13 protein-coding genes and 1 tRNA gene are annotated in these 13090 nt (G+C 63.9%); 13 read left to right on the top strand and 1 reads right to left on the bottom strand.

Annotated elements, in window-relative coordinates:
• Positions 1 to 269 precede the first annotated feature (269 nt).
• The 7 genes from LOC59_RS10180 to LOC59_RS10150 all read left to right on the top strand — a co-directional run bounded on the left by LOC59_RS10180 (position 270) and on the right by LOC59_RS10150 (position 6958).
• Positions 270 to 1658, top strand: a complete 1389-nt coding sequence (locus tag LOC59_RS10180; RefSeq protein WP_227894864.1) for a sugar porter family MFS transporter — start codon at positions 270 to 272, stop codon at positions 1656 to 1658.
• Between the two features lie 106 nt (positions 1659 to 1764).
• Entirely contained in the window at positions 1765 to 2577 is an 813-nt protein-coding gene (locus LOC59_RS10175; RefSeq protein ID WP_227894863.1) for a phage holin family protein, read from the top strand.
• Between the two features lie 35 nt (positions 2578 to 2612).
• The gene (locus LOC59_RS10170) at positions 2613 to 3245 is read left to right on the top strand and encodes a CDP-alcohol phosphatidyltransferase family protein (RefSeq protein WP_227894862.1); all 633 of its coding nucleotides are present in this window, start codon (positions 2613 to 2615) and stop codon (positions 3243 to 3245) included.
• A 39-nt stretch (positions 3246 to 3284) separates the two neighbouring features.
• Complete coding sequence (locus tag LOC59_RS10165) at positions 3285 to 4217, top strand: DMT family transporter (protein ID WP_227894861.1); 933 nt, start codon at positions 3285 to 3287, stop codon at positions 4215 to 4217.
• A 45-nt stretch (positions 4218 to 4262) separates the two neighbouring features.
• On the top strand, positions 4263 to 5459 hold the full coding sequence (locus tag LOC59_RS10160; protein WP_227894860.1) for a glycosyltransferase: 1197 nt from the start codon (positions 4263 to 4265) through the stop codon (positions 5457 to 5459).
• A gap of 84 nt (positions 5460 to 5543) precedes the next feature.
• Positions 5544 to 5617 (top strand) — tRNA-Ile (locus tag LOC59_RS10155).
• 156 nt (positions 5618 to 5773) lie between these two features.
• On the top strand, positions 5774 to 6958 hold the full coding sequence (locus LOC59_RS10150; RefSeq protein WP_227894859.1) for an acyl-CoA dehydrogenase family protein: 1185 nt from the start codon (positions 5774 to 5776) through the stop codon (positions 6956 to 6958).
• Here LOC59_RS10150 and LOC59_RS10145 read toward each other — a convergent pair.
• On the bottom strand, positions 6955 to 7527 hold the full coding sequence (locus tag LOC59_RS10145; RefSeq protein WP_229971769.1) for a murein hydrolase activator EnvC family protein: 573 nt from the start codon (positions 7525 to 7527) through the stop codon (positions 6955 to 6957). The genes LOC59_RS10150 and LOC59_RS10145 overlap by 4 nt on opposite strands.
• Before the next feature lie 473 nt (positions 7528 to 8000).
• Here LOC59_RS10145 and rpsB point away from each other — a divergent pair, with 473 nt between their 5' ends.
• The 6 genes from rpsB to LOC59_RS10115 all read left to right on the top strand — a co-directional run bounded on the left by rpsB (position 8001) and on the right by LOC59_RS10115 (position 13078).
• Positions 8001 to 8876: a 30S ribosomal protein S2 gene (gene rpsB / locus LOC59_RS10140; RefSeq protein ID WP_227894857.1), complete on the top strand. Its 876-nt coding sequence runs from the start codon at positions 8001 to 8003 to the stop codon at positions 8874 to 8876.
• Positions 8877 to 9014: 138 nt separating this feature from the next.
• Positions 9015 to 9854, top strand: a complete 840-nt coding sequence (gene tsf / locus LOC59_RS10135; RefSeq protein ID WP_227894856.1) for a translation elongation factor Ts — start codon at positions 9015 to 9017, stop codon at positions 9852 to 9854.
• A gap of 156 nt (positions 9855 to 10010) precedes the next feature.
• The gene (gene pyrH / locus LOC59_RS10130; protein WP_227894855.1) at positions 10011 to 10742 is read left to right on the top strand and encodes a UMP kinase; all 732 of its coding nucleotides are present in this window, start codon (positions 10011 to 10013) and stop codon (positions 10740 to 10742) included.
• A gap of 138 nt (positions 10743 to 10880) precedes the next feature.
• The gene (frr, locus tag LOC59_RS10125) at positions 10881 to 11438 is read left to right on the top strand and encodes a ribosome recycling factor (protein ID WP_227894854.1); all 558 of its coding nucleotides are present in this window, start codon (positions 10881 to 10883) and stop codon (positions 11436 to 11438) included.
• Positions 11438 to 12388 (top strand): phosphatidate cytidylyltransferase, encoded by a 951-nt coding sequence (locus tag LOC59_RS10120; protein ID WP_227894853.1) that lies wholly within the window; start codon positions 11438 to 11440, stop codon positions 12386 to 12388. The genes frr and LOC59_RS10120 overlap by 1 nt, the downstream gene beginning before the upstream one ends.
• 111 nt (positions 12389 to 12499) lie before the next feature.
• Positions 12500 to 13078: a DivIVA domain-containing protein gene (locus LOC59_RS10115; protein WP_423721373.1), complete on the top strand. Its 579-nt coding sequence runs from the start codon at positions 12500 to 12502 to the stop codon at positions 13076 to 13078.
• The last annotated feature ends 12 nt before the right edge of the window (positions 13079 to 13090 follow it).

Raw genomic sequence — 13090 nt, 5'->3', positions numbered from 1 at the left:
GGGGGCGGCGCCGCCCGCAAACCCCACACCCCCCCCCGGGGGCCGCCCCCCGGCACGCGGGGCCACGTCCGCTTTCTTATTCCACAGGCATCTCCACCTGATTCATCCGGCCTGCACCCGCCGGCCCGAAAGCGGCGCCGCAGTTCCCAGCAACACAAAGCATGCTTACTGTTGGAGTAAGCTTTATTGGTTATTTCCGCGCACTAGGAGAGCCGAGGGATCCAATGGGTGCAAGTCAGGCAGGGCCCAGCCAAGGAAGCGCAGGGGATGTGTCGCACCCTGCCAAAGTCATAGCGGTTACCGTGGCTGCCGCAGTTGGCGGCCTGCTGTTCGGCTTTGACACCGCTGTCATCAACGGGGCCGTCGATGCGATCGGCGGGGACTTCAATCTCAGCGCGGGAGTGCTGGGCTTTACTGTTGCCATCACCTTGCTGGGCTGCGCTATCGGTGCCTGGTTCGCCGGCCAGCTGGCGGACCGCATTGGCCGTAAGACCGTGATGGTGTCCGCCGCGGTCCTTTTCGCCGCCAACTCCATCGGCTCGGCCTGGGCCTTCAGCGTCTGGGACCTGATGCTGTGGCGGCTGATCGGTGGCCTGGCCATCGGGACCGCCTCCGTCATCGCGCCGGGGTACATTGCGGAGGTCGCACCGGCCAAGTGGCGCGGAGCCTTGGGGTCGGTGCAGCAGCTCGCCATTACGCTGGGCATTTTCGCGGCCCTGCTGTCAGACGCCTTCCTGGCCAACACTGCGGGCAGCGCGTTCAACGAGCTGTGGTGGGGGATGGCAGCCTGGCGCTGGATGCTGCTGGTCGGTGTCTTTCCGGCGATCGTTTATGGGCTTCTCGCTTTGACGATCCCCGAATCTCCCCAGTATCTGGTGCGCAAAAACCGTGACCCGGAAGCAGCAAGGGTGCTGCGGGACATCACCGGCGTCCGGGACACAGACAAAAAGATCGCTGAAATCCGGGCCAGTTTTGAGCATGAGGAACGTGCGACCTACGCCGACCTGCGCGGGAGCATGCTGGGCCTGAAGCCGATTCTCTGGGTGGGCATGGCCATTGCCGCACTGCAGCAGCTGGTCGGCATCAATGCGATCTTCTACTACTCGACGACGCTGTGGCAGTCGGTGGGCTTCAGCGAATCCGATTCCTTCACGACGTCGGTGATCACCTCGGTCGTCAACGTGCTGATGACGATCGTGGCCATCGCATTCGTCGACAGGGTAGGCCGCCGCAAGCTGCTGATGGTCGGTTCGGTTGGCATGTTCATCGGTTTGCTGGCCGCAACAGTCTCCTTCTTCCAAGCCGATGACAGCAGCGGAGAAATCTTGCTGCCCCAGCCGTGGGGCGCTATTGCCCTGATCGGTGCCAACCTTTTCGTGGTCTTCTTCGCGGCGACGTGGGGTCCGGTCATGTGGGTGACCCTGGGCGAGATTTTCCCGAATAGCATCAGGTCACTGGCCCTTGGGCTGAGCACCATGGTGAACTGGATCTTCAATTTCATTGTGACCCTTTCCTTCCCGTGGGTCAGCGAAAACTTCGGGTTGTGGATTATGTACGCCATCTTTACGATCTTTGCCGTTGTCTCGTTCTGGTTCGTGAAGACAAAACTTCCCGAGCTGTCCGGACGCGAACTTGAGGAAGACCGCGACAAGTTGTGACTGGAGTGTCTGGACGGCACATACGGAAACCCGTGAAATCTGAGGAGAATGGTAATTTTGGGTAATGGCAACGGCGAACAGTAACGAGCAGACGGAGGCAGGGCCGATGAACAGCTCCGCAAGCACCAGGACCCAACGGGCAAACGGAAGCTCATCGCTGGTTGGACTCTCCAAGGTCATGGCACGCCTGCTTCCGCGGCAAATCAGCGACGAACTGGCCCTTGCGCTGGCGGAAATGAAGCAGAAGGGCATCAAAGCCGGGATCGCAGCCGGTTTTATGGTTGCGGCTCTCCTGTGCCTGGCCGCGCTTGGCGTTGCCCTGATCGCCGCAGCCATTCTGGGGCTGGCAACAGTGATGCCCGCCTGGCTGGCCGCCCTCCTGGTCGCCGCGCTTTTCCTGGTGATCGCCGGGGTTGCCGCGCTGGTAGGTATTTCGCGTTTCAAGAAGACCATGCCGCTGCTGCCCGAAGATGCTCTTCGCGGAGTCCGCTATGACCTTGGCGTCCTGAAGGAGGGCCGCAGCTTCGATCCGGCCACCCTGGACGCACCGAAGCAGCCCAAACCCAAGGACGAAGGCAAGGGCAAGCAGGAGAAACCCGAGGACGCCGTCCACAAGCCCACTCCCGAAGAGCTGCGCATCCGGCTGCGCCAGCGCCGCGAGCACATGGCTGCCGTGCGTGACGGGCTCGGCGAAAAGGCCGACGTCAAAAAGCAGATGTCTGACCTCAAGGCCCGCCGCTCGGCCTCGCGCCGCCGGCCTGGCAGCACATCCGCGGACGGAACGGCTTCACCCGACGGAACGAGGGGCACCGCCGACGAGATCGGCACCATGCTGCGCGAGCGCAAGCAGCCGCTTGCGGTGCTCGGCGCGTCACTGGTCGCCATGGGAATCCTCCTCCGCAGGCTGATGCGTAAATAGCGCGTTTTGTACAGAAAGGCAGAGGAAGCCACACCGTGATCAAGCTCATCGGCGCCGGTTCCCGTCCGGGCCGGGGGGAAAGGGTCCTTGATACGTTCTGGACCCTTCCAAACCTGATCACCATCCTCCGCTTCCTTGGCGTACCACTTTTTGTCTGGTTTATCGCCAGGGACAGCTACGGTCCGGCCTTTGTCACACTGGTCATTATCGGTTCCACGGACTGGGTAGACGGCTACCTCGCACGGAGGCTGGACCAGGTGTCACGGACGGGCAAATGGCTCGACCCCGTTGCTGACCGGCTGGCCCTGATCATCGTGGCGATCGTATTCGTCGTCGACCAGATTGCTCCGTCCTGGCTCGTCTGGACGATTGTCATCCCGGATCTGATCCTCATTGCGAACTCCCTCATACTCTTCGGCGGGAGCCCGAACCTTCCGGTGAGCAACATCGGGAAGATCAGGACCGCGCTGCTGCTCATCGGCGCTCCGATGCTCCTGCTCCAAAGAGTCCCGGGCTTCGGGTACGAGTGGCTGATCATCGTCGGGAACATCGTGCTTGCCACTGGTTGTGCCGGACACATCGCAGCCTTTGCCGGCTACATGCGGGCCTCCTGGCGGAAATACAGGCTGCAAAACGCCGTGCCCGTCAGGACACCGCATGCGTCCTGACGGCGGCAGCACACTTCCCAGCGACCCGGGCCGGGTTCCATGACCGGCATCGCCATCGCCTGCGCCCTGGCCAGCGCCTTCTTCCTGGCCTTCGGCGCCCAGCGCCAGGGCAGCGCGGTCAGCGCCGACACCGGCGGGCTGGACCTTAATTCCTCAGGCTTCGTGAGGCTGCTCCGGAACCCGCGCTGGCTGTTCGGCCTGCTCCTGCTGGGGATCGGCATGGGACTGAACGTCGCCGCGCTGGCAATGGCGCCCCTGACAGTCGTGCAGCCCATTGGCTCGCTGGCACTGGTCATCACCACCATCGTGAACTCACGGGACCAGGGTCTTCGGCTGAACCGGGTCACTGTCGTTTCGATCATCGCCTGTGTCGCCGGGAGCATGCTGTTCGTGACCCTTGCCGTCGGCGCGACGAGAACCGACCAAGTTGTCGAACCCCGGCAGGAAATCACGATCGTGATGATTCTCGCCGTCGTGGTTTCCTTCTTCGCCCTCCTGAACCTGCTGTTCGGCAAGCGGCTCGGCGCGATCGCTCACATCCTCGGAGCCGGCATCCTCTTCGGTTTCGTTGCCGTTCTCACCAAAACGATCGCGGCCGACCTGCTGGACCCCAACGGACGCTTCCTGCTCAACGTGCCGTGGTACACGGTCGCCGGGATCGTGGTGGCGGGGGGACTCGGTGCCTGGTTCGTGCAAAGTGCCTATTCCAGCGGTCCTCCGGACCTGGTGATCGCCGGACTGACGGTGATCGACCCAATGGTGGGGATCGCGATCGGCATTGGGGTCCTGAATGAACTCCGTCCCGATGTTCCCGCCGTGCTGGCCGTGGGGATGGGAGTCTGCGCCCTGGTTGCTATTGTTGGGGTGGTCGCCCTGTCCCGGTACCATCCGGACGTCATCAAACGCAGGGCAGCCCAGAAGCGGCGCCAAAGACCTTCGGCATCGAAGCCGGCCGGCAACCGCAAGCCCTGACGCGCACCCAAACCGTTAGACCGAACCCAATAGAGGAATACTTTCGTGACCGAGGAACCGGCAGAAAAACCGCTGACTATCCTGATCGCCTGTGACACCTACCCACCGCACCTGAACGGTGCGGCCCAGTTCGGCTTCCGCCTGGCCCAGGGCATGCACGGCCGCGGCCACGACGTCCACGTCCTGGCACCAAGCCCCGGCAGCGGCCCGAGCCATTCGGAAACGGACGGCCCCTGGGCAGTGCACCGGCTTCGTTCCCACGGAGTGCCCACGCACGAGTACTGGCGGATTTGCCTGCCGTGGGAAATCAAGAAGCACATATCCCTGCTGCTTGACCGCATCAAGCCGGACGTCGTCCACGTCCAGTGCCACTACATGGTCGGCGAGTACACCCTCTACGAGGCCCGCAAACGTGGAATCCGCGTTGTTGCGACGAACCACTTCATGCCCGAAAACCTGGATCCGTTCCTGCCGTTCCCGACGTGGTTCAAGCAGATCGTGGCCCGGAACTCGTGGCGCGACATGGGCAAGGTCATGGGCCGCGCGCACGTCGTCACCACTCCCACCCCGCTCGCTGCCAAGGCCATGACGGAATATGCGTCCCTGCCTGACGTACTGCCGCTTTCCAATGGCATCGATGCCTCGGCCTACGAGCTGCAGGACGGCGAAGAAATCCAGCGGCCGGATCACCCGACCATCCTGTTCGTCGGACGCCTCGCTGAAGAAAAACATGTCGACGTGCTGATCGACGCCGTCGCCAAGACTCCCCGCGAGCTGAACCTGCACGCCGAGATCGTCGGCGGCGGAGAAGTGAAGCAGGCGCTGATCGCCCAGGCAACACGGCTGGGGCTCCAGGACAGGGTTGTCTTCCGCGGCCTGGTGGACGACGAGGAGCTGCGCCAGGCCTACCTGCGCGCGGACCTTTTCTGCATGCCGGGAACCGCCGAACTGCAGTCCCTGGTCACGCTGGAAGCGATGTCTGCCTCCACTCCGGTGCTGCTGGCTGACGCCATGGCGCTGCCGCACCTGGTCGAACACGGCCGGAACGGCTATCTCTTCCAGCCGGGGGACAGCTCGGAACTGGCCGGCCGGATCACGGAGATCCTTTCGCTTCCGGACAGTGAGCGGGAGCAGATGGGACGGCACAGCCGGGCCATGGTCGAGCCGCACAGCCTCGAAGGGACCCTTGCGACATTTGAGAAGCTCTACCGGGGCGAAGGCGACACCGCCTTCCCCGGCTAGGTTCCCGGGGCCGGAAGCCAATTCGGCCACCGGGCCTGCCGCCCCTTAGGATGGCAGTACTTCCTGTCCCGGACAGGAGCACGCGGGGCTGTAGCTCAGCCGGTCAGAGCAGCGGACTCATAATCCGTGGGTCGTGGGTTCAAGCCCCACCAGCCCTACCCGTGTCAGCAGATGAAGCACCCCGGCCCCGTGCCGGGGTGCTTCGCTGTTAAAGCAGTCCCCAAGGGGGATTGTGCTTCGATGTTACTGGTGGGTAACATAAGGGTCAGCCGGCTTCATCGCCCGGACGCCCGAAGACCAGCGAAGGACATTTCATGGCAACTATCGACGTCGATAACCTCCCGTACGCGGACGGCGACTTCTATGCATTCGAAGACCTGCTCAGCGACAAGGAGCGCGACCGCCTGCATGAGGTTCGGAGCTGGCTCAGCGCCGAAGTGAAGCCGTACGCCAACGACTGGTGGAATGCCGGGGAGTTCCCCTTCCACATGATTCCGAAGCTGGCTGAACTGGATGTGGTGTCCCCGGTCTACCGGCAGGGCTATTCCAACCTCTTCGCCGGGCTGTGCCATGCGGAGTTCACCCGCGCAGACACCTCGTTCGCCACCTTCATGGGCGTGCACGACGGACTGTTCACCGGTTCCATAGAAGCGCTGGCTTCTCAGGAGCAGAAGGATGCCTGGCTTCCGGACATCTACTCGATGAAGAAAATTGGCGCTTTCGGCCTGACCGAGCCGCTGGGCGGCTCCGACGTTGCCGGCGGAACCCGCACCACGGCCCGTAGGGAAGGCGGGAACTGGGTGCTCAACGGTGCGAAGCGCTGGATCGGCAACGCCACGTTCTCCGACTGGGTTGTGATCTACGCACGCGACGAAGCCGACAACCAGGTCAAGGGCTTCCTGGTCGACACCAAGACCGAAGGCTATTCGGCAACCAAGATCGAGAACAAGATCGCCCTGCGCACCGTCCAGAACGCCGATATTGTCCTCGACAACGTCGTCGTCAGCGACGACTTCCACCTCAAGGGCGCCAACAGCTTCCGGGACACGAACAAGGTCCTGAAGGTCACACGCCTGGCCGTTGCCTGGCAGGCCGTTGGCCAGCAGATGGCCGCGTTCGACGTCGCACGCCGCTACGCCGTGCAGCGCGAGCAGTTCGGCAAGCCGCTGGCATCGTTCCAGCTTGTGCAGGAGCAGCTGGTGCAGATCCTGGGCAACACGGTCAGCTCGATGGGCATGATGGTCCGCCTGGCGCAGCTCGAGGACGAGGGCCGCGCCAAGGATGAGCAGTCAGCCCTTGCCAAGGCCTTTACCACCGCCCGGATGCGTGAATCCGTGGCACTGGGCCGCAGTATCCTCGGCGGCAACGGAATCGTCACTGACTACGGCATGGCCAAGGTCTTCGCAGACGCCGAAGCCATCTACTCCTACGAGGGAACGTACGAAATCAACACCCTCGTCACCGGGCGCGCCATCACCGGAATCGCAGCGTTCGTCTAGGATCCGGGACCGGCGGGCAGCGGAAGCAGGATGCTCGGCCGCCGGTCCAGGATAAAGCGCAGGGGGTCCACATACTCCCCGTCCAGCCGCACTCCCCAATGCAGACAGCTGCCGGGGCAGTGCGGCTGCTTCGTTCCGGGCGGGTCCAGGGCAGGGGGCCGGACGTCCAGCAGCCCCACGGTCTGCCCGGCCGCCACAGCTTCACCCGGAGACAGCGTCGAGGCCACGGGCTCGAAGCTGCTGACCAGGCCGCCCCCGTGATCGACAGTCAGCACTGGCCGGTCCACGACGTGTCCGGCAAAGCGGACCGTGCCGCCGGCCGGACTGCGGACAGCAGTTCCGCCGGCCGCGGCGAGGTCCACGCCGCGGTGCCCGGCCAGCCAGCGCTGGGCAGGTTTGTCGAAGCCGCGGACGACGTCGGGCTGCGGTGTAACGGGCCACTGCCACGCGGGCAGGGCCCCCGGCGCTGGAACTGCCGCTCCCGGCCAAGGGGCAGCGGCCAGTGCCGCGACCATGAGCAGGAGCAGGACGGCGGCACGCAGGGGGGTTGCCCTTCGGAGTCTGGTCATGGTCCCGAGTCTCGCGGAAGCTGCGGTGCCGGAGCCTGCGAGACCTGCCGTTGTGGACAGATTCCGCCCCCGCCAGCGGCAGGAACGGGCGGGGGAGGAGCGGCAGTCGGGGCCCCTTCGCTGTAGTACACTTGACGAAGCAGTTTGCTGCGCGCTGATCCTTCCTGCCCGCACAGGCCATCCCACCCCCGCTCCAGCAGCGGATCACGGATGATCTGGTGTGCCGATAGGGACCAGGCTTACGTTCAGCACGCTGACTACGCGTGCCCCAACTATCCACGCTCCCCGAAACAGGGAAAATGGGTGCGTTCCTTCGGTCCGGCCAAACACCGGAACGGGACGCACGCCGCCGGAGAACAATCCTGCAGCTGATGGGCACCAGGAGCAGCACCCGCCGGGTGCTTCTATCAACCGTCAATAGGCAGCTTTCCGTGCGCGCTTCGTCGCCGCACGCTGCCGGAAGGAGTGACGACATGCCCGTCGTTACCATGCGCCAGCTGCTCGACAGCGGCGTTCACTTTGGTCACCAGACCCGCCGTTGGAACCCGAAGATGAAGCGCTTCATCTTCACCGAGCGCAACGGCATCTACATCATTGACCTGCAGCAGTCGCTGTCCTACATCGACCGCGCTTACGAGTTCGTCAAGGCCACTGTTGCCCACGGCGGAACCGTGCTGTTCGTCGGCACGAAGAAGCAGGCTCAGGAGGCCATCGCAGAGCAGGCCACCCGCGTTGGCCAGCCCTACGTGAACCAGCGCTGGCTCGGCGGCATGCTCACCAACTTCCAGACCGTCGCCAAGCGGATCCAGCGCATGAAGGAACTCGAAGAGATCAACTTCGACGACGTCGCTGCGTCCGGCCACACCAAGAAGGAGCTCCTGCTCCTCAAGCGTGAGCTGACCAAGCTGGAATCCAACCTGGGCGGCATCCGCAACCTGACCAAGGCTCCGTCCGTGGTCTGGATCGTGGACACCCAGAAGGAACACCTCGCCGTTGACGAGGCCAAGAAGCTGAACATCCCGGTTGTCGCCATCCTCGACAGCAACTGCGATCCGGACGACGTCGACTTCCCGATCCCGGGCAACGACGACGCCATCCGCTCCGTCAACCTGCTGACCCGCGTTATCGCCGACGCCGTTGCTGAGGGCCTGATCGTCCGCCACAACAAGTCCGGCAACACCGAAGCCCCGGCTGAGCCGCTGGCTGAGTGGGAGCGCGAACTGCTCGAAGGCGCAGCTGCTCCGGCCGCTGAAGAGGCTCCGGCCGCTGAAGCCGCTGCTGAAGCTCCGGCCGCTGAGGCTGCTCCGGAGGCTCCCGCCGCCGAAGCTCCCGCTGAAGAAGCAAAGTAACTCGATTTCCCTGTGACGGCAGTGGCCCTGGTGCTGCTGCCGTCTTAGGACCTTCGCCTGTACGGCGGGCCGGATACCCGGCCCGCCGTACAGGTGGAAATGCACCAATACTTTTATTACGGGAGGACTGGAGTCCAAATGGCGAACTACACCGCTGCTGATATCAAGGCTCTGCGCGAGCGCACCGGCGCCGGCATGATGGATGTGAAGAAGGCTCTCGACGAGGCTAACGGCGATGCCGACAAGGCCATGGAGCTCATCCGCATCAAGGGCCTGAAGGGCGCTACCAAGCGCGAAGGCCGTTCCACCGCCGAGGGCCTGGTTGCTGCCAAGGTCATCGACGGAACCGTCGGCGTCATGGTCGAACTGAACTGCGAGACTGACTTCGTTGCCAAGTCCGCCAAGTTCATCGAACTGGCTGACCGCGTCCTCGCCGCAGCCGTGGAGTCCGGCGCAGCTGACGCCGAGTCCCTGCTGGCCTTCGAGGTCGACGGCAAGCCGCTGTCCGAGGTCGTCGTTGAAGAAGGCGCGATCCTGGGCGAAAAGGTTGTTGTCCGCCGCGTGGCACGCATCGAAGGCAAGACCGTCGACGCGTACCTGCACAAGACTTCCAAGGACCTTCCGGCACAGGTCGGCGTGCTCTTCGCTGTTGACGGCGAAGGTGACGACGCCTTCACTGCGGCCCACGACGTCGCAGTCCACACTGCTGCTTACGCTCCGACCTACCTGACCCGGGACGAAGTTCCCTCGGACATCGTAGAGAACGAACGCCGCATCGCTGACGAGTCCGCACGCGCCGAGGGCAAGCCCGAGGCCGCGCTGCCGAAGATCGTTGAAGGACGCCTCACCGGCTTCTTCAAGGAGATCGTGCTTCTGGACCAGCCCTTCGCGAAGGACTCCAAGAAGACCGTTGCAGCCGTGCTTGAAGAGGCCGGCGTCAAGCCGACCGCCTTCGCCCGGTTCCGCGTCGGCGCCTAAGCATTAATCCGGCGCAGGCTCTGAGCTGACTAATGATGCACAGAGGGGGTGGCCACCGAAAGGTGGCCGCCCCTTTTGCCTGTCCGAAACCCCTCACTAATCTTGAAAACAGCTGACACGTTTACTTCGTTTCACCAGTCTGCCCCGGGAGGCACCATGGACCACGCCCTGACAGAAACCGAAGCTCCGCGCCGCCGCGTGCTGCTCAAGCTCTCCGGCGAGGTGTTCGGCGGAGGCAAGCTGGGCGTGGACCCGGAAACGGTACGCTCCGTCGCCAAACAGATTGCGGCCACCGTAGGCGAAGTCGAGACTGCCATCGTGGTCGGGGGAGGCAACTTCTTCCGAGGCGCTGAGCTGTCCCAGAGCGGTATGGACCGTTCCCGCGCTGACTACATGGGCATGCTGGGAACCGTCATGAACTGCCTGGCGCTCCAGGACTTCCTCGAGCAGGCAGGCGTGGAGACCCGCGTCCAGAGTGCCATCACCATGGGTCAGGTGGCAGAGGCCTACATTCCGCGGCGTGCCATCAGGCACCTGGAGAAGGGCCGCGTCGTCATCTTTGGCGCCGGTGCCGGCCTGCCGTACTTCTCCACTGACACAGTTGCCGCCCAGAGGGCCCTTGAAGTGCACGCAGACGAAGTCCTCATGGCAAAGTCGGGTGTAGACGGCGTCTACACCGCCGACCCCAACAAGGATCCCAGCGCCAAGCGCCTGGATACCCTCACCTATGACGATGCCCTGCGCCAGGACATCCGCGTCATGGACCAGACCGCCATGACCATGTGCAAGGACAATAACCTTTCCATGGTTGTCTTCGGCATGGAGGGCGAAGGCAACGTGACCCGCGCCATCCGCGGCGAGAACATCGGGACGGTCGTTTCCAACTAGGACGGCTTCCACCCCGGCTCCCGGCACGGCCCTTGGGTGCATCCGCGCAGGTGCGCGGGCCGGGAGCCGCCCGGGTTAGGATGGTACTAGAGCCCAACCGCGCCATTTGCGCGGACTTTTCCGTATTGAGGAGACACCGTGATCGAAGAGACCTTGAAAGAGGCAGCCGACAAGATGGACAAGGCTGTGGAGGTTGCCAAGGAGGACTTCTCGACCATCCGCACCGGGCGTGCCAATCCGGCGCTCTTCTCCCGGGTGCTTGTGGATTACTACGGTTCCCCGACACAGCTCCAGCAGCTCGCCTCCTTTGCGACGCCGGACGCCCGTACCCTTCTCATCACGCCCTATGACGTAACCGCCCTGCGGGCCATCGAGCGTGCCCTGAGCGACTCCGAGGTTGGCGCCAATCCGTCCAACGACGGCAAGGTCATCCGCGTCGTGATGCCCGAACTCACGCAGGACCGCCGCAAGGAGTACGTCAAGATCGTCCGGAGCAAGGGTGAGGACGCCAAGGTGTCGATCCGCAACATCCGCCGCAAGGCCAAGGATGCACTTGACCGGCTGGTCAAGGACGGAGAGATCGGCGAAGACGACGGTGCCCGCGCCGAAAAGGATCTTGACGCCATGACGAAGGCTCACACTGAGTCAATCGATGAGCTGCTTAAGCGCAAGGAAGCCGAGCTGCTAGAGGTCTGATGAGCCACTCCCAGCCTTCAACCCAGGCTGGCGGTTCCGCGTCCCTTGAGGCCGGCCCGGCAGCGAAGGGCGCGGACATGAATGATCCAGGCAGCCGGAGGGCCCTCAGACAGGGCGCCAAGCCGGCGAAAAAACCGTCCAGGGCGGGGCGCAACCTGCCCGCTGCCATCGGCGTCGGCGTCGTACTGCTTGGCGGTTTGCTGGTAGGCCTGCTGTACAGCCCCCTGGCCATCGCGGCCATCGCGGCGGTGTTTTCGGCCGTGGGTGTGTGGGAAGTATCCCGCGCGCTGGAAGTACGCGGGATCAAGGTGCCGCAGGTGCCGGTGCTCGTTGGTTCCATCGCCGTGCCGCTGGCTGCCTATTTCGGCGGGACGGAGGCGCTTGCCTTCGCGCTTGCCGGAACCGGCATCGCCATCCTGCTCTGGCGCACGATCGATACTGCCCAGGACGCGCTTCGCAGCATCCTGGCCGGTATCTTCGTGATCCTGTGGGTGCCGTTCCTGCTCAGTTTTGCACTGCTGCTTTTCCGCGAGCCTGAGGGATACATCCGCGTGGCGGTTCTGCTGCTGCTGGTGGTGGCTAACGACACCTGCGGTTATCTGGTGGGTGCCCTTGCGGGCAAGCATCCGATGGCTCCGAAGATCAGTCCAAAGAAATCCTGGGAGGGCTTCGCTGGTTCTGTGGCCGGCGCCACCGTCGTGGGCATCCTGACCTCCGTGTTCCTCCTGGACCAGCCGTGGTGGTTCGGACTGGTACTTGCCGTGGCCACCGTCGCTGCGGCGACAGCCGGCGATTTCTCCGAGTCCATGATCAAGCGCGAGCTCGGTGTGAAGGACATGTCCAACCTGCTGCCCGGCCACGGCGGCGTCATGGACCGGCTCGACTCGGTTGTTTTCGCCTCTCCGGTGGTTTTCCTGCTCTCGGTACTCCTTGTCCCGGTAGCAATGTAGCCGTTCCCGGGGAGTCCTGGCGGTTCCAGGCACTGCCTCCACGTAAGATGTTTCCGACGGTCCCGCATCCCGCGGCGGAATGAAGACTTGACACCAAAGGATGAGTTGAACATGAACGATGTGAGGCAGGCCAGTGCCCCCTTTGAGCGTGTGAGCCGCAGGGAGTACGGCTACAACGTCCGCCAGGTCGACGAATTCCTGACCAAAGCCCGCAATTACTACAATGCCGAGACCCCGGGAGCAAAGGTCATTACCAGCCGCCACGTCCGTTCCATGGCCTTCGATCCCGCCAAGGGAGGCTACGAAGCCCAGGCCGTCGACGCCGCCCTGGACCGGCTCGAAGATGTCTTCGCCCAGCGTGAGCGAGACCGCCTCATCCAGGAGAAGGGCGAGGAGGCCTGGCTGATCCAGATTGGCCGGACCTCAGCGGTGCTGCGGGCGCGCCTGCACCGCAAGCCGGGGGAGCGGTTCCGCCGTCCCTCCAAGAAGCGGGCCCCCAGCTACAACGTGCGCGACGTCGACGCCCTCTGCAACGAGCTGCTCGGCTATTTTGAACACGACAAGCCGCTGAGCGTGGACGTGGTGCGCCGCGCGGTGTTCCGCGAGGCCAAGGGCGAGGCAGGTTACGAGGAGACGCAGGTGGATGCGTTCCTGGACCGTGTCGTCGAACTCATGGCCGCGATCGACTAGGAACCCTTTCCT

It is taken from the genome of Arthrobacter sp. zg-Y916, assembly GCF_020907385.1.
Lineage (GTDB): Bacteria > Actinomycetota > Actinomycetes > Actinomycetales > Micrococcaceae > Arthrobacter_B > Arthrobacter_B caoxuetaonis.
Note: the sequence above shows the minus strand (reverse complement) of the source record. Positions and strands in the feature narration are given on the sequence as shown.